The organism is Brevundimonas sp. (genome assembly GCF_019636155.1).
Classification (GTDB): Bacteria; Pseudomonadota; Alphaproteobacteria; order Caulobacterales; family Caulobacteraceae; genus Brevundimonas.
Window position 1 is genome coordinate 1 of the sequence record NZ_JAHBYB010000018.1, and the last position, 15,672, is coordinate 15,672.

Annotated in this window: 15 protein-coding genes and 2 tRNA genes; 13 read left to right on the plus strand and 4 right to left on the minus strand. The window is 68.8% G+C overall.

Annotated features, from left to right (window positions below; translation table 11 throughout):
- The 3 genes from KF910_RS13340 to KF910_RS13350 all read left to right on the plus strand — a co-directional run.
- Positions 1 to 822: His/Gly/Thr/Pro-type tRNA ligase C-terminal domain-containing protein (locus tag KF910_RS13340; protein WP_292263687.1), on the plus strand; the 822-nt coding region annotated here is incomplete at its 5' end.
- A gap of 142 nt (positions 823 to 964) precedes the next feature.
- Positions 965 to 2,257, plus strand: a complete 1,293-nt coding sequence (locus KF910_RS13345; RefSeq protein WP_292263690.1) for a lipoprotein-releasing ABC transporter permease subunit — start codon at positions 965 to 967, stop codon at positions 2,255 to 2,257.
- On the plus strand, positions 2,250 to 2,972 hold the full coding sequence (locus KF910_RS13350) for an ABC transporter ATP-binding protein (protein WP_292263692.1): 723 nt from the start codon (positions 2,250 to 2,252) through the stop codon (positions 2,970 to 2,972). The genes KF910_RS13345 and KF910_RS13350 overlap by 8 nt, the downstream gene beginning before the upstream one ends.
- On the opposite strand, the gene KF910_RS13355 is transcribed toward KF910_RS13350, so the two are convergent.
- Entirely contained in the window at positions 2,966 to 3,397 is a 432-nt protein-coding gene (locus KF910_RS13355) for a hypothetical protein (protein WP_292263695.1), read from the minus strand. The genes KF910_RS13350 and KF910_RS13355 overlap by 7 nt on opposite strands.
- 271 nt (positions 3,398 to 3,668) lie before the next feature.
- Between KF910_RS13355 and KF910_RS13360 the strand changes: the two genes are divergently transcribed.
- The 3 genes from KF910_RS13360 (at position 3,669) to KF910_RS13370 (ending at position 8,253) form a co-directional block, all read left to right on the plus strand.
- Positions 3,669 to 4,256, plus strand: a complete 588-nt coding sequence (locus tag KF910_RS13360) for a response regulator transcription factor (protein WP_292263698.1) — start codon at positions 3,669 to 3,671, stop codon at positions 4,254 to 4,256.
- Between the two features lie 185 nt (positions 4,257 to 4,441).
- Positions 4,442 to 7,897 (plus strand): DNA polymerase III subunit alpha, encoded by a 3,456-nt coding sequence (dnaE, locus tag KF910_RS13365; RefSeq protein ID WP_416354715.1) that lies wholly within the window; start codon positions 4,442 to 4,444, stop codon positions 7,895 to 7,897.
- Positions 7,897 to 8,253 (plus strand): GFA family protein, encoded by a 357-nt coding sequence (locus KF910_RS13370; RefSeq protein WP_292263704.1) that lies wholly within the window; start codon positions 7,897 to 7,899, stop codon positions 8,251 to 8,253. The genes dnaE and KF910_RS13370 overlap by 1 nt, the downstream gene beginning before the upstream one ends.
- An 8-nt stretch (positions 8,254 to 8,261) precedes the next feature.
- Here KF910_RS13370 and KF910_RS13375 read toward each other — a convergent pair.
- From KF910_RS13375 to phaC, 3 genes are all read right to left on the minus strand, one after another.
- Positions 8,262 to 8,338, minus strand: a tRNA-Pro gene (locus KF910_RS13375).
- Between the two features lie 52 nt (positions 8,339 to 8,390).
- Positions 8,391 to 8,771 carry a hypothetical protein gene (locus tag KF910_RS13380; RefSeq protein ID WP_292263706.1) on the minus strand — a complete coding sequence of 127 codons (381 nt, stop codon included), beginning with the start codon at positions 8,769 to 8,771 and terminating at the stop codon, positions 8,391 to 8,393.
- A complete protein-coding gene (gene phaC, locus KF910_RS13385) occupies positions 8,768 to 10,711 on the minus strand; it encodes a class I poly(R)-hydroxyalkanoic acid synthase (protein WP_292263708.1) in 1,944 nt (647 codons plus the stop codon). Before phaC ends, KF910_RS13380 begins: the two co-directional genes overlap by 4 nt.
- Positions 10,712 to 10,798: 87 nt before the next feature.
- Here phaC and KF910_RS13390 point away from each other — a divergent pair, with 87 nt between their 5' ends.
- From KF910_RS13390 to KF910_RS13420, 7 genes are all read left to right on the plus strand, one after another.
- Entirely contained in the window at positions 10,799 to 11,236 is a 438-nt protein-coding gene (locus KF910_RS13390; protein ID WP_292263710.1) for a hypothetical protein, read from the plus strand.
- Between the two features lie 49 nt (positions 11,237 to 11,285).
- Positions 11,286 to 12,227 carry a class II fructose-bisphosphatase gene (gene glpX / locus KF910_RS13395; RefSeq protein ID WP_292263713.1) on the plus strand — a complete coding sequence of 314 codons (942 nt, stop codon included), beginning with the start codon at positions 11,286 to 11,288 and terminating at the stop codon, positions 12,225 to 12,227.
- Complete coding sequence (gene recJ, locus KF910_RS13400) at positions 12,224 to 14,035, plus strand: single-stranded-DNA-specific exonuclease RecJ (RefSeq protein ID WP_416354716.1); 1,812 nt, start codon at positions 12,224 to 12,226, stop codon at positions 14,033 to 14,035. Before glpX ends, recJ begins: the two co-directional genes overlap by 4 nt.
- 72 nt (positions 14,036 to 14,107) lie before the next feature.
- A tRNA-Glu gene (locus tag KF910_RS13405) sits at positions 14,108 to 14,182 on the plus strand.
- Between the two features lie 167 nt (positions 14,183 to 14,349).
- Positions 14,350 to 14,910, plus strand: coding sequence for a cold-shock protein (locus KF910_RS13410; RefSeq protein ID WP_292263716.1), 561 nt, complete (start codon positions 14,350 to 14,352; stop codon positions 14,908 to 14,910).
- Positions 14,911 to 14,934: 24 nt separating this feature from the next.
- Positions 14,935 to 15,417, plus strand: coding sequence for a DUF192 domain-containing protein (locus KF910_RS13415; RefSeq protein ID WP_292263719.1), 483 nt, complete (start codon positions 14,935 to 14,937; stop codon positions 15,415 to 15,417).
- Positions 15,418 to 15,582: 165 nt separating this feature from the next.
- Positions 15,583 to 15,672, plus strand: a 90-nt coding sequence (locus KF910_RS13420; protein WP_292263724.1) for a 30S ribosomal protein S2, incomplete at its 3' end; no start/stop codon positions are given.

Consider the following 15,672-nt stretch of genomic DNA (forward strand, 5'->3'; position numbering starts at 1 on the left):
GACGAGGCCTCGGCGCGCAAGGCCTACAATCGGATGTTCGTGGCCTATCTGAACACCTTCGCCCGCATGGGTCTGAAGGCCGTGCCCATGCGCGCCGACACCGGCCCCATCGGCGGCGACCTGAGCCACGAATTCATCGTCCTGGCCGACACCGGCGAAAGCCAGGTCTTCTGCGACCGCAAGCTGGTCGAGATGCCGGCCCCCGGCGCTGAGGTGGACTGGGACGATCTGCAGTCCATCGTCGACGGCCGCACCGGCCTTTACGCCGCGACCGAGGAAATGCACGACGCCGCCGCCTTCGAGGCCCAGACGGCCGAGGCCGACCGCCTGACCGCGCGCGGGATCGAGGTGGGGCACATCTTCTATTTCGGCACGAAATATTCAGCGCCGATGAAGGCCAGGGTGGCCGGCCCCGACGGCGCCGACACCGAGGTGCACATGGGCAGTTATGGCGTCGGGGTGTCGCGCCTGCTGGGCGCCATCATCGAGGCCAGCCACGACGAGGGCGGCATCATCTGGCCCGACGCCGTGGCCCCGTTCGACGTCGTCGTCATCAACCTGCGCGCCAATGACCAAGCCTGTTCGGCCGCCTGCGAGGACGCCGTGGCGCGGCTGGAGGCCCTGGGCAAGGACGTTCTCTATGACGACACCGACGAACGGCCGGGCGGCAAATTCGCCACCGCCGACCTGATCGGCGTGCCGTGGCAACTGACCATCGGCCCCAAGGGCCTGGCCGACGGCGTGGTCGAGCTGAAGCGCCGCGCGACCGGCGAAAAGGTCTCGGTCCCGCTGGAAGAGGCCATCACGAGGTTGACCGCATGAGCGCCGATCGTCTCCTCCCCATGCCATGGGGAGGGGGACCGCGAAGCGGTGGAGGGGCTCTTCGTGACACGAAGATAAAGACCCCCTCCGTCTCGGCGGCTGCGCCGCCGATCCACCTCCCCATTTCATGGGGAGGATACGCATGACCCATCCCGCTCCGTCCAAGCCCGCCGGCGCTTTCTCGGCGTGGGAGTTCGGCCTGGCGCTCCGTTATCTGCGCGCGCGGCGCAAGGAGGGGGGGATCGCCCTGATCGCCGTCATCTCTTACGTCGCCATCGCCCTGGCGGTCATGGCCCTGATCGTGGTCATGAGCATCATGGCCGGTTTCCGCGCGGAACTGATGAGCCGGCTGCTGTCCTTCAACGGCCATGTCTATGTCCAGGGCGCCGTGCTGAACGCGCCCGACCGCGACGCGGCGCTCAAGCGGATCGGCGACGTGCCCGGCGTGATCAGCGTCACCCCCCTGGTCGAAAGCCAGGCCCTGTTCCAGGCTGGCGGCCAGACCTCGGGCGGCATCGTCCGCGGCGTGCGGGCCCAGGACCTGGCCTCGACCCGCTTCGTCTATGACAGCCTGACGCCCGAGGCGCGGCGCGCCTTCGGCCAGGGCGCCTATGGCGGCGATCGGGTCCTGATCGGCAAGGCCATGGCCGAACAGCTGGGCATTGGCGTCGGCTCGCCCATCACCCTCTATTCCCCGACCGGGGCCGACAGCGCCTTCGGCAACCTGGGCGGCCTGACCAAGACCTATATCGTCGGCGGCCTGTTCAGCTCGGGCACCGCCGACTTCGACCGCGCCTATATCTTCATGCCGCTGGAGCAGGCCCAGCTCTTCTTCGGCAAGGAGGGGCTCTGGGACGTGGTCGAGATCAAGGTCGACCAGCCCGACCAGGTCGACCGCCACCTGGCCGCCATCCGCGAGGCCGCCGGCCCCGGCGCCCTGGTCAGCGACTGGCGCAACCGCCTGGCCGCCTTCTGGGGCGCGCTGAAGGTCGAGAAGGTGGCGATGAGCATCATCCTGGGCCTGGTCGTCGCCATCGCCGCCCTGAACATCATCTCCGGCATCGTCATGCTGGTTAAGAACAAGACGCGTGACATCGCCATCCTGCGCACCGTCGGCGCCAGCCGGGGCTCGATGCTGCGGGTCTTCTTCATCTCGGGCGCGGCCATCGGCGCGGCGGGCACCTTCACCGGCCTGGCGCTGGGCCTGCTGTTCTGCCTGAACATCGGCGCCATCCAGCATGGTCTGGAGGCCCTTCTGGGCGTCCAGCTGTTCAACGCCGACGTCTATATGCTGGACGCCGTTCCGGCCCTGGTCGATCCGGTCGATGTCTTCTGGGTGACGGTCTGGTCGCTGTTCATGTCGTGCGTCGCCTCGCTGCTGCCGTCCTGGCGGGCGGCGCGGATGGATCCGGTGGAGGCGCTGCGCTTTGAATAGTCCACAGAACCATCCACAGGGCGCCGTTCTCAGCCTGCGCGGCGTCACCCGGACCTATGAAACGGCCCAGGGCGGGCTGACGGTGCTGAAGGGCGTCGACCTGGATATTCGTCCGGGCGAGATCGTCGGCCTGATCGGGCCGTCCGGATCGGGCAAGTCCAGCCTGCTGCACGCCGCCGGTCTGCTGGAGCGCCCGACGACCGGCCAGGTCGTCATAGACGGCCAGGATGTCGGCCTGCTGGACGAGGGCGCGCGCACCCGGCTGCGGCTGAACAGCGTCGGTTTCGTCTATCAATTCCACCACCTGCTGCCCGAGTTCGACGCCCGCGACAACGTGGCCCTGCCGCTGCGGATCGCGGGTCTGAAGGCGGCCGAAGCGCAAGGTCGCGCGGCCGAACTGCTGGTCGCCCTGGGCCTGGGCGAGCGGCTGACCCACCAGCCGGCCCAGATGTCGGGCGGGGAGCAGCAGCGTGTGGCCATCGCCCGCGCCCTGGCCAACCGTCCGCGCCTGCTTCTGGCGGACGAACCGACCGGCAACCTGGACCCGGCCACCAGCCAGGCGGTGTTCGAGGCCCTGCGCGGACGCGTGCGCGATACGGGCGTCGCCGCCCTGATCGCCACCCACAACATGGAGTTGGCCGGCCACATGGACCGGGTCTTCGCCCTGAAGGACGGCCATCTGGAAGAACGCCCGGCCGAGAGCCACGCCTACTGAAGCCTCTGCTCCGGCGGATCCGAGGGCAGGCCAGGGAAGGGCGCGGGGCCGTCGCTTCCCATCAGGCCGACCTCGATATCGCGCAGCACGGCCCAGTCCAGCAGAGCAAAGACCAGCCGATTGCGCGGCGCGGCCTGGTCGATCTCGTGTCTTAGCCAGCGCTGTTCGCGCGGGATCAGGCCGGGACGAACCGCCGACCGTATCAGGCCCGAAAGCGGCGGGCCCTGTCGCTCGCCAATAACCGTTGGCCCGTCCAGCCACCGGCTCTGGGCCAGGGCCTCAATCATTCGATCAAGCCCATCATGCGGCCCGGCGAAGGCGAAGATCGCCCTGCCGTCGATGGCCACAGCCACGCATGTCAGGCCCTGCAGGCTGGCCAGCCGCCGCGTCGCATCGAGCAGGGCGCCCAGACGGCGACCTCCCAAACCGGGCGCCAGACGCGCCGCGCAAAGCAACGCCGTTCGGTCTGTATCGCTGCTGGAACGGAAGGGGAGAGCCATCACGCCGCTTTAGCGTCCCGAATGCACCACACAATTGCGTGGGATTACGAGGTTCGCACACACGGCCTGGGCTGTATTTGTCATGCAAACGGAGTTGAGTCGTCGCGTGCCTATACAGCCGACCAAGGAAAGAGAACCGCTGTCGTCGGCAGGCGATCCGGAGGGCCTGGACGGGGCGGGGTCGACCGAGATTCCGATGGCTCAGGATGTCCTGCTGATCGATGATGATCCGGCGCTGCTGCGGATGACCTCCCTGATCCTGGAAAGCTCCGGGGCCCAGGTGGCGGCCTTTTCGGACCCGTTGGCCGCCCTGATGTGGGCCTCGGACGCCGAGCCGACCTGCATCATCGTCGACCTGAAGATACCTGGCATCGAAGGCCTGGATCTGGTCAGCGCCTTCTGCGCGCTTCAACGGCACGCCGTCATCCTGCTCAGCGCCTATGTCGATGTGCTGACGACCGTCGACGCCATGCGGCTGGGCGTCGACAATGTTCTTCAGAAGCCCGTTTCGGAAGCAGTCCTGCTGGCGGCCGTGCGACGGGGCCATGATGTCCTCGCCTCCATGGTCACTTCTGACGTCCTGACCTTTACCCGTCGCGAACGACAGGTCGCCGAACGCATCGTCAGCGGGCTCACCACCAAACAGGTGGCTCAGGAGCTGAATCTCAGTCCGAGAACGGTCGATTTCTTCCGCGCCAGCCTGCTGCGGAAGACCCAGTCGCCCAATACCGCCGCGCTTGTCGCCGCCCTTTCGCGGATCGGTTTCCTGCCCCCTTCGACATAGGGCTTGATGGGAACATAAAAAGAACATAGAACATTCCCGGAACACGAAATTGGGGATAAGGCCATGTCGCGTTGGGTTAGGGACCTGCTGTCGCTTGCGTCGTGCGGCGGCTTTGTCTGGATGGTGTGGCAGGCGGCGCTGCTGGCGCAATGAGTCGTTTTCGGCCTGCCGAGGGAGAGCGGGCCATCACCGACGGTGCTGACACAGGCTTTGTCCATCTGCGCGTCCGCAGCGCCTATTCCCTGCTGGAAGGCGCGATCAAGGCGGGCAAGGTCGGGCGGATGGCGGCCGACAACGGCATGCCGGCGGTGGGGGTGGCGGACCGCGCCAACCTGTTCGGCGCCCTGGAGTTCAGCCAGGCGGCGCGCGACGCGGGGGTTCAGCCGATCATCGCCTGCGCCCTGCCGGTGATCGGCATCGGCGGGCGTCCGGCGCCGCGATGGGCGCGGGCGCCGACCGTGGTGCTGATCGTCCAGAACGAGGCCGGCTGGCTGAACCTGTGCGCCCTGTCGTCCTCGGCCTATCTGGACGCGGGCGACATGGACGAGCCGGGCGTGCCCTGGGACCAGGTCGTGGCGCGATCCGAGGGCCTGATCCTGCTGTCGGGCGGGCCGGACGGGCCGGTCGATCCCCTGTTCGTGCAGGGCAAGGCCGGGGAGGGGGCGCAGGCGCTCCAGGCCATGAAGGCGGCCTTCGGCGACCGTTTCTATGTCGAGCTGCAACGGCATGGAACGCGGGACGAAGAGGCGGCCGAGCGCGGGCTGGTCGAATGGGCCTACGCCAATGACGCGCCCCTGGTCGCCACCAACGACGTCTATTACGCCAAGGCCGGACAGGCGCGGTCGCACGACGCCCTTCTGTGTATCGCCGACGGAGCCTTCATCGGCCAGGACGACCGGCGCCGGGTGACGGACCAGCACTGGTTCAAGCCGGCGGACCAGATGCGAAGCCTGTTCGCCGACCTGCCCGAGGCCTGCGACAACACCATCGACATCGCCCGCCGCTGCGCCTTCCTGGTGCAGACGCGGGCGCCGATCCTGCCGCGGTTCGACACCGGCGCGGGGCGGTCCGAGGACGACGAACTGGCGCACCAGGCGCGCGAGGGACTGAAGGCGCGCCTGGGCCAGATCACGCCCGCCGCGCCGGAAGCGGACTATTGGGCCCGGCTGGACTGGGAAGTCTCCATCATCCAGCAGATGGGATTCCCCGGCTATTTCCTGATCGTGTCGGACTTCATCAAATGGGCCAAGTCGCACGGGATTCCGGTGGGGCCGGGCCGGGGTTCGGGCGCGGGGTCGCTGGTCGCCTGGGCCCTGACCATCACCGATCTGGACCCGCTTCGGTTCGGCCTGCTGTTCGAGCGGTTCCTGAACCCCGAGCGCGTGTCCATGCCGGACTTCGACATCGACTTCTGCCAGGAGCGGCGGGAGGAGGTGATCGCCTATGTCCAGGACCACTACGGCAAGGACCGGGTGGCCCAGATCATCACCTTCGGCACGCTTCAGGCGCGGGCCGTGCTGCGCGACGTCGGCCGGGTGCTGCAACTGCCGCTGGGCCAGGTGGACCGCCTGGCCAAGATGGTGCCGAACAATCCGGCCAACCCCACCACCCTGGCCCAGGCCATCGAGATCGAGCCGCGCCTGCAGGAAGCGCGTGACGCCGAAGCCTCGGTCAAGAACCTGCTGGAGACGGCGCTGGAGCTTGAGGGGCTGTATCGCAACGCCTCGACCCACGCGGCGGGCATCGTCATCGGCGACCGGCCGCTGGTCGAACTGACGCCGCTGTATCAGGACCCGCGGTCCGACATCCCCGCCACCCAGTTCAACATGAAATGGGTCGAGCCGGCGGGCCTGGTGAAGTTCGACTTCCTGGGGCTGAAGACCCTGACCGTGCTGGACCGGGCGCGTCAGTATCTGGAACGGCGGGGCGCGGCGCCCGACTGGAACGGCCTGCCGCTTGACGATCCGGCGACCTATGAGCTGATGGCCTCGGGCCAGACGGTCGGGGTGTTCCAGCTGGAATCCCAGGGCATGCGCGACACCCTGCGCAAGATGCGCTGCGGCTCCATCGAGGAGATCACCGCCCTGATCTCGCTATATCGGCCCGGGCCGATGGAGATGATCGACACCTATATCGACCGCAAATTCGGCCGGGCCGAGGTCGATTACCTGCACCCCAGCCTGACCGAGGTGCTGACCGAGACCTATGGCGTCATCATCTACCAGGAGCAGGTGATGAAGATCGCCCAGATCCTGGCGGGCTACAGCCTGGGCGAGGCCGACCTTCTGCGCCGGGCCATGGGCAAGAAAAAGAAGGAGGAGATGGATTTCCAGCGGGCGCGCTTCATCAAGGGCGCCTTGGAAAAGGGCGTGCCCGAGGCCCAGTCCGGCGGCATCTTCGACCTGGTGGCCAAGTTCGCGGGCTATGGCTTCAACAAGTCGCACGCGGCGGCCTATGCGCTGATTTCCTTCCAGACCGGCTGGCTGAAGGCGACCCATCCGGTCGAGTTCATGGCCGCGTCCATGAGCCTGGACCTGTCGAACACCGACAAGCTGGCCGTCTTCTATCAGGACTGCCGCCGGTTCGGCGTGGCGGTGCGGGCGCCGGACGTGAACGCTTCGTCCGCCGACTTCGACGTGGCCTGGACGGAGGGGGAGGGCGCGGTGCTCTACGCCCTGGGGGCCATCCGCAACGTCGGGCTGGAGGCGATGAAACATGTGGTGGAGGTGCGCGAGTCCGGCGGGCGGTTCACCGACATCTTCGACTTCCTGGAGCGGGTCGATCCGCGCGCGGTCAACAAGCGGGCGCTGGAGAACCTGGCGCGGGCGGGGGCGTTCGACGCCATCCATCCCAACCGGCGCCAGATCGTCGAACAGGCAGATGTCCTGATGGCCTATTGCCAGAGCGTGGCGGCCGAGCGGGCCAGCGCCCAGGTCAATCTGTTCGGCGGCGACCAGGCCCACGCCGCCCGCCCGCGCCTGAAACCGGTCGAGCCTTGGATCGGTCCCGACCGGCTGGACGAGGAGTTGGCCGCCATCGGCTTCTATCTGTCGGGTCACCCGCTGGAGGACCTGACGCCCGCGTTGAAACGCAAGCGGGTGACCTTCGTGGCCGAGGCAACAGCCCTGGCCGAGGCGGGGCACGAGGCCTTCCAGATGGCCGGCGTCGTGCGCCGGCGCCAGGAGCGGGCGAGCCAGCGCACGGGCGAGAAATTCGCCTTCGTCACCTTCTCGGACCCGACCGGCGAGTTCGAATGCCTGTTCCCGCCCGAACAGTTGCGCCGCTGCCGCGAGGTGCTGGAGCCGGGCGCCTCGGTCATGGTCCGGGTGCGGGCCAAGGCGGCGGACGGAGAGGTGCGCTTCTTTGGCGACGACGCCAAGCCGATGGACGCCATGCTGGACGATGCCGCGGCCGAACTGCGGGTCCATGTCTCGGCGCGGTCGGCGGATGTCGAGGCTCTGAAGGCGCGGCTGGAGCGGGCCAGGGGAACCGAGGGGCGCGGCGGCGAGATCTCCCTGGTCGCCTCCCTGGACGGGCGGCGCGAGGTCGAGCTGAAACTGCCGGGCCGCTATCGGCTGGACGGCGCCCTGCGCGGGGCGTTGAAATCCGCGCCGGGGGTGGTGCTTCTGGAGGACGCCTGATGAGCGAGACGAAAACCCACGCCGGATCGTGCCATTGCGGCGCCGTGGCCTATGAGGTCGAGACCGGCCTGGACGGACTGGCGGAATGCAACTGCAGCCACTGCCTGAGAAAGGGGTTTGTTCTGGCCTTCGCGCCGCGGTCGGCCTTCCGACTGACCCGGGATGGGCCGACGACGGAATACCGGTTCCACGCCCACAAGATCGCGCACCAGTTCTGTCCCACCTGCGGGGTCCAGCCCTTCGCCTACGGGACGATGCCCGACGGCAGCGAGACGGTGGCGATCAACGTCCGCACCCTGACCGACATCGAACCCTGGAGCTGGGACGCCAAGCGGGTGAACGGGCGGGATTTCTGACGGCCGATTGGTCGGGGCGGCAGGATTCGAACCTGCGACCCTCTGCTCCCAAAGCAGATGCGCTACCAGGCTGCGCTACGCCCCGACATGGCCGGCGGGTGTCCTACAGGGCTTGCCCGACCGGATCAAACGACAAGTCAGCCTCGCGCCGCCATCCGCGCCGCGGCGGCCGACTGGATGGCCAGGCCGGTGAAGACGCCGGCCATGATGATCATGATGCCGTAGTCGCCGTTGGGCGCGATAAGCGGCAGGGCGGCCGACAGAACCATGGCCAGGGGGAAGGTCATGGCCATGATCAGGGTGACCGGCTGGTCCGGCTGGATCAGGGCCTTGGGCTTGCGCTTGCGGCTGATCATCCAGAGCCGGTTGAGGAACAGGAAGCCGAACACGCTCATGGCGGCCGCGCCGATGTATTTGGGCGCGACGCCGTCCGGGCCCAGGGCGCAGGCCACGGTCACGATCAGGGTCAGGGCCAGGACCGTGGTCACGGCCAGCAGGGCGTTGGCGTCCAGTTTCAAGACTTCACCTTCACATAGGCGCCGGGGGCCGGCTCGATGGGCGTCAGCCGACCCTTAGCCGGATCGCGCGCCGGAACCCAGTCGCCGGATCGTTCATGCAGCCATTGCGCCCAATGCGGCCACCAGCTGCCCGGATGCTCGACCGCCCCGGCCCGCCATTCGGCCAGGGTCTCGGGCAGGGCGGGGTTGGTCCAGTGCTGGTATTTGTTGGCCGCCGGGGCGTTGACCACCCCGGCGATATGGCCCGACCCGGCCAGGGTCAGGGTCACATCGGCGTTCCGGAAGGCGCGCGCCGAGCGATAGACCGAGTTCATCGGCGCGATATGATCCTCGCGGCTGGCCTGGAAATACAGGGGGATGCGGACCTGGGACAGGTCGATGGTCTGCCCGCCCATCTGGAAGACGCCCTGTGCCAGGGCGTTGCGGCCGTACATGGAGCGCAGATAGTCCATGTGCAGCCGCTTGGGCATCCGCGTCTGGTCCGCGTTCCAGAACAGCAGGTCGAAGGCCGGCGGCGCCTTGCCCATCAGATAGTTGGAAATGAAGAAGGACCAGATCAGGTCGTTGGCGCGCAGGGCGTTGAAGGTGTCGGCCATGGCGGCGCCGGGCAGGACGCCGCCGGCCTTGTCCATCTGCTGCTCGATCTCGTTCAGCCAGTGCTCGTCGGTGAACAGCAGCAGGTCGCCGGCCTGGGCGAAGTCGTGCTGGGCCGCGAAGAAGGTGGTGGCCGACACCCGCGCGTCGCCGCCGGCCGCCATATGGGCCAGCGCCCCACCCAAGAGGGTGCCGCCGATGCAGTAGCCGACGGTGTTCACATGCTCGGCGCGGGTCTGTTCCAACGCCTTCTCGACGGCGCGGTAGATTCCCTTTTCCAGATAGTCATCGAAGCCGAACCCGGCCTTGTCGACGTCGGGATTGACCCAGGAACAGACGAAGACGGTGAACCCCTGGGCCGAGAGCCAGCGGATCATCGAGTTCTCGGGCTGCAGGTCCAGGATGTAGAATTTGTTGATCCATGGCGGGAAGATCAGCAGGGGGACGGCCCGCTGTTTCTCGGTTGCGGCGTCGTACTGGATCAGTTCGAACAGTTCGTCGCGCCAGACGACCTGGCCCGGCGCCGTGGCGACGTTCTCGCCGACCTTGAAGCGGCCGTAGTCAGCCTGGCTGATCTTCAACTTGCCGCCGCCGCGTTCCAGATCGGCGGCGAAATTCTGCATCCCCTTGACCAGGCTTTCCCCATTCGTCTCGGCCAGGGCCTTCAGCGCCGCCGGGTTGGAGGCCAGGAAGTTGGAGGGCGAAAAGGCGTCGGTCAGCAGCTTGGTGAAGAACTCGGCCCGGCGCCGGACCATGGGATCGACATCCTCGGCCGAGGCGACCAGGCCGTTCATCCAGTCCGAGGTCGCCAGATAGGACCGCCGCATGACGTCGAACATGGGGTTTTCGGACCAGGCCGGATCCTTGAACCGCTTGTCGGCCGGGGCAGGGGGCGCGGGCTCGCCGGCGGCGACGCGGGCGCTGGAGGCCCACAGGTCCATATAGCGGTTGAACAGATCGGCCTGGGCGGCGAACAGCTTGTCGGGCCGGGCGGCCAGACTGCTCATCACCGCCGTCATGGCCGGGGCGACGTTGAAGGGGTCGGGCGACAGAGCCGCCGGGCGGTCGGCCTGGCTCAGGGCGGCCTCGGCGATCGCGGCCTGGGCGGTCATGGCCGCCTTGGCCAGGTTCATCGACAGGGTCTCGATCAGGGCCTGCTGCTCGGCGAATCCGGACGCCGAATCGGATGCGCCCGGCGATGGAGCGGCCGGCTGGGGCGCCGGTTCGGGGGGCGGAACAGGTTTGGCGGCACGCGGGCGCGGCGGCTTGGCCGAGGTCGGGCGACCGGGTTTGCGCGGCGCGCGCGGGGCGTCGGCGTCTGAAGCGGTCGTCGGGCGCTTGGCCATGGGCGATCCTCCGGTGCGGGCGGCTTTCGCCCGGAACGATCATGGCATATGACCGGGCCTGAAATGAACGCGTGGCACCCGAAAAAGATGACGGCCGGCCGCCTGGCCGTCGGCGTCGCCCTGATGGGGCTGACCGGCTGTGCGGGCGCCCTGGCGGCCGAGACCGACGCCCAGTCGCCTCTGGCGCCCGAGATCGGGCGGACCGTGGCGGCGCATCGGGCCTATCCGCGCTGGGCCGATTTCCCGACCGCCTCGACCGATGCGCTGACGCCGGCCCAGGTGGCGCTGGCGGTCAATACGCTGAAGATCTCGGGCGCGGCGGCCAATGGCGAGGCGTCGCGGATCGACTGGCTTCTGTCCGATCCCGAAGGGTTCGCCGCCACCGTGGCCCAGCGGGTGAGCGCCGTCCCGGTCTCGCCCGCGGCGGCGCGGACCCAGGAAGAGATCGAGGCACTGGCCGAACGCCTGCGCGAACGGGCCGTGGCCCCGCCGCCGATTCCCCGCGCGCCCCTGCCGCGTCCATGACCGCCGCCGGCCCCCGCGCCGGATGTCGAACCTTCAGGAGCCTGAACGCATGACCATCTCGACCCTGGCCTTCGACGCCGCGCGCGTGACCGAACTGGCCGCCATCGCCAGCTGGGCCCAGATCGGCCGTGGCGACGAGAAGCACGCCGACCAGCTGGCGGTCGACGCCATGCGCAACGCCCTGAACGCCCTGGCCATCGACGGCAAGATCGTGATCGGCGAGGGAGAGCGCGACGAGGCGCCCATGCTATATATCGGCGAGAAGGTCGGAACAGGCCAAGGTCCCGCCATCGACATCGCCCTGGACCCCCTGGAAGGCACCACCCTGACGGCCAAGGCCATGGCCAACGCCTTATGTGTGCTGGCCATGTCGGAAGGCGGCGGCATGCTGCACGCGCCCGACACCTATATGGACAAGATCGCGGTCGGCCCCGGCTATGCGCCCGGTCTGGTCGATCTGGACATGAGTCCGCAGGACAATGTGAAGGCCCTGGCCAAGGCCAAGGGCGTCGCCACGCGCGACATCACCGTCTGCGTCATGGACCGGCCGCGCCACGCCGAACTGATCGCCGCCCTGCGTCAGGTCGGGGCGCGGGTCATGCTGATCACCGACGGCGACGTGGCGGGCGTGATCCACACGGCCGAGCCGCACACGGGCATCGACCTGTATCTGGGCCAGGGCGGGGCGCCGGAAGGCGTGCTGGCGGCGGCCGCGCTGAAATGCGTCGGCGGCTTCTTCCAGGGGCGTCTGGTGTTCCGCAATGACGACGAGCGCGCCCGCGCCACCCGCACCGGCGTGACCGACTTCGACCGCAAATACGACCTGCACGAACTGGTGTCGAAGGACGCGGTCTTCGCCGCCACGGGGGTGACCAAGGGGGCGATGCTGGACGGGGTGACGATGCGCGACGGCGCCGTCTCGACCCATACCATCATCATGGATTCCGCCAGCCGCACCGTGCGCCGCATCCGCATGACGCGGCCGCTCTGATCGTGGACGGCGGGCCTTCAGGCTCGGGCGCCTTCCTGGGCGTCGAACGGTCGCTGAGCGGCCGGGCCTGGCGGCAGCGTCCGGCCGCCGCCGCGGTGGTGCGGGCGCACATGCAGGGGCTGGGTCTGGACGAACCGATGGCGCGGGCCCTGGCCTCGCGCGGGGTCGGGGCGGATCAGGGAGCGGACTTCCTGACCCCGACGCTGAAGGCCCTGTTTCCCGACCCCTCCAGCTTTCTGGACATGGACGCGGCGGCCGCGGCGATCGTGGACGCGCTTTCGGCCAAGGCGCGGGTCTGGGTCTTCGCCGACTATGATGTCGACGGCGCCGCCAGCGCGGCCCTGCTGGTGCGCTGGTTCCGGGCCATGGGCGCGGACCTGCCGATCTATGTGCCCGACCGGCTGACGGAAGGATACGGCCCCAGCGCCCGGGCCTTCGACACGCTGAAGGGGCAGGGGGCGGACCTGGTCGTCACCGTCGACTGCGGCGCGGCGGCCCATGCGGCCCTGGATCACGCGGCGTCCATCGGCCTGAACGTCGTGGTCATCGACCACCACCTGATGCGGGAACAGCCGCCCAGGGCCCTGGCGGTGGTCAATCCCAACCGGCCGGGCTGCAACTCGGGCCAGGGTAATCTGGCGGCGGCGGGGGTGGTGTTCGTGCTGCTGGCGGCCCTGAACCGCGAGGCGCGGCGGCGCGGCCTGTTCGACGGCCGGGCCGAGCCGGACATCCGCGCCTGGATGGATCTGGCGGCCCTGGGCGCGGTCTGCGACGTGACGGGTCTGACGGGGTTCAACCGGGCGCTGACGCGGCTGGGGCTCGGCGTCATGTCGGCCTGGGGCAATCCGGGGCTGAAGGCCCTGCTGGCGGCGGCGGGCGCCGAGGCCAGGCCGGCGACGACCAATCATGCGGGCTTCATCCTGGGCCCCCGGATCAACGCCGGCGGACGCATCGGCCGGTCGGACCTGGGGGCCCGGCTGCTGTCGACCGACGATCCGGCCGAGGCGGCCCGTCTGGCGGCCGAACTGAACGCCCTGAACGTCGCGCGGCGCGAGGTGGAGGCGGCGGTCACCGAGGCGGCGGTGCGCCGGGTGGAGGCCTCGGGCGCCCACGAAGACGGATCGGCCGTGGTGGTGGTCGAGGGCGAGGACTGGCACCCCGGCGTCGTGGGCATCGTGGCCGGGCGGCTGCGCGAACGCTGGCGCAAGCCGGTGGTGGTGATCGGCGTCGATGCGGTCGCCGGCGTGGGCAAGGGCTCGGGCCGGTCCCAGCCGGGCGTCAACCTGGGCCGGGCGATACAGGCGGCCTGGGAGGAGGGGCTGTTGCTGGCCGGCGGCGGTCACGCCATGGCGGCCGGGCTGACGGTCGCTTCGGACGGGATCGGGGCGGTGCGCGACTTCCTGAACGACCGGCTGGCGGGCGAGAGCCAGGTCGCGGCGGGACAGGACTGGGTGGAGCTGGATATTCTGATCGATCCGGGCGCGGCGACGCGCGACCTGTTCGACGCCTTCGAGCGGATGGCGCCCTTCGGTCCGGCCAATCCCGAGCCCCTGTTCGCCCTGGATGGGGTCCAGGCGCGCGACGCCCAGCCGATGAACGGCGGCCATGTGCGGTGCCGGCTGGTCGGGGCGGACGGCGCCTCGATCCGGGCCGTCGCCTGGCGTTGCGCGGACCTGCCGCTGGGGCAGGCCCTGCTGGCGGGGCAGGGCGGGTTGAAGATCGCCGGGCGGCTGAAGGCCGACGACTGGAACGGCCGGCGCGGGGTCCAGCTGGAGATCGAGGACGCCGCCGATCCGCGGATGGCCTAGGTTCTGTGAGGGCGTTTCGAAGGGCTTGCGCGCCTCGGAATCGGCGGCTATATCGCCGGCTCCCCGCGCAGCGGTCCCTTCGTCTATCGGTTAGGACGTCAGGTTTTCAACCTGAAAAGAGGGGTTCGATTCCCCTAGGGACTGCCACGCGGGGCCTCCCCCCAAAATCGACCGGACGGGCAGACCTGTGCGTTTCACCGCACACAGGCGTCGTTTGTCGCAATATTTTTCCATTTGGGGCTTTTCCAGCCTTCATCGAACCGTGTTAAGCTGAACATTGGTCCGTCACCATTCGCGGGCTGGGGGCTTAGACGTTGTCAGAATTCGAGGGGGCCCAGGCGCCGGACACGGTCCGCATCGCCGGGCGGGTCAAGTGGTTTGATCCAGGCAAGGGCTACGGCTTCATCGTGCCCGACGACCCCGTTCTGACCGAACTCAAGGACGTTCTGCTGCACATCAGCAGCCTGCGCGACAGCGGCCGCGATACCGCCGACGAGGGCGCGCCGATCGAATGCACCTGCGTGCGCCGTCCCAAGGGCTGGCAGGTGGCCGAGGTGCTGGACCTGGGCCCGGGCGAACCGTCCGCCCCAGCCGTGCTGCGCCGGTTCCAGAACGGGGCGCGGCCCGCGCCTGTGGCCCGTCCGCCGCTTCTGGACATGGATGGGACGCTGGAATCCGCCACCGTCAAATGGTTCAATCGCACCAAGGGCTATGGTTTCGTGGTGCGGAACGATGCGCCCGGCGATATCTTCGTGCATATCGAGACGCTGCGTCGCTGCGGCCTTGACGACCTGATCCCCGGCGCCGCCGTTCGGGTCAGGTTCGCCGAAGGGCCCAAGGGGCTGGTCGTGGCGCAAATCACCGCGGACGAGTGATCTCGTCCGACAGAGGGACGAGACATGATGGTGTATCGACGGATCGTACTGGCGGGCCTGGCCTTCGCGGCCCTGGCGGGCGCGGCCTGCGCGCAGAACCCGCCCGTCGACGCCAGCGGAAGGCCGCTGGAGCCCCTGACCATCGTGACCTCGACCGGCCAGCACAAATTCATGGTCGAGATCGCCGACGAGGAGCCGGAACGCCAGCGCGGCCTGATGTATCGTGACGCCCTGGCCGCCGACCGCGGCATGTTGTTCGAATGGCCCGGCGAACCGGCCGAGCCGCGCAGCTTCTGGATGCACAACACGCCCAACCCGCTGGACATCGTCTATGTCGGCGAGGACGGCCGCATCGTTTCGATCGTGCACAATGCGGCGCCCAACTCCGACGCCCTGCTGCCTTCGCAAGGGGCGGCCAAGGGGGTGGTGGAGCTGCGCGGCGGCCGGGCCCAGGAAATCGGGGCCAGGGCGGGCGACGAGGTTCGGCATCCCTATTTCGCCCGCTGACGCGGCGACGCTTGCGTTCAGGCCGTTTTCCGCCTAGAAGCCGCGCGCATTTCGCACGCGGGCGTGGCGCGTTCGGGGGAGACATCCCCGTCCGCTCCGTTCCGAGGGACCGACAGGTCCTTTAATCGCCCGCGCTAGGTTGATCGGAAAAAGGACTGAACGATCATGGCTCTGCCTGAATTCTCGATGCGCACCCTGCTGGAAGCGGGGGCTCACTTCGGCCACCAGACCCACCGCTGGAACCCGAAGATGGAG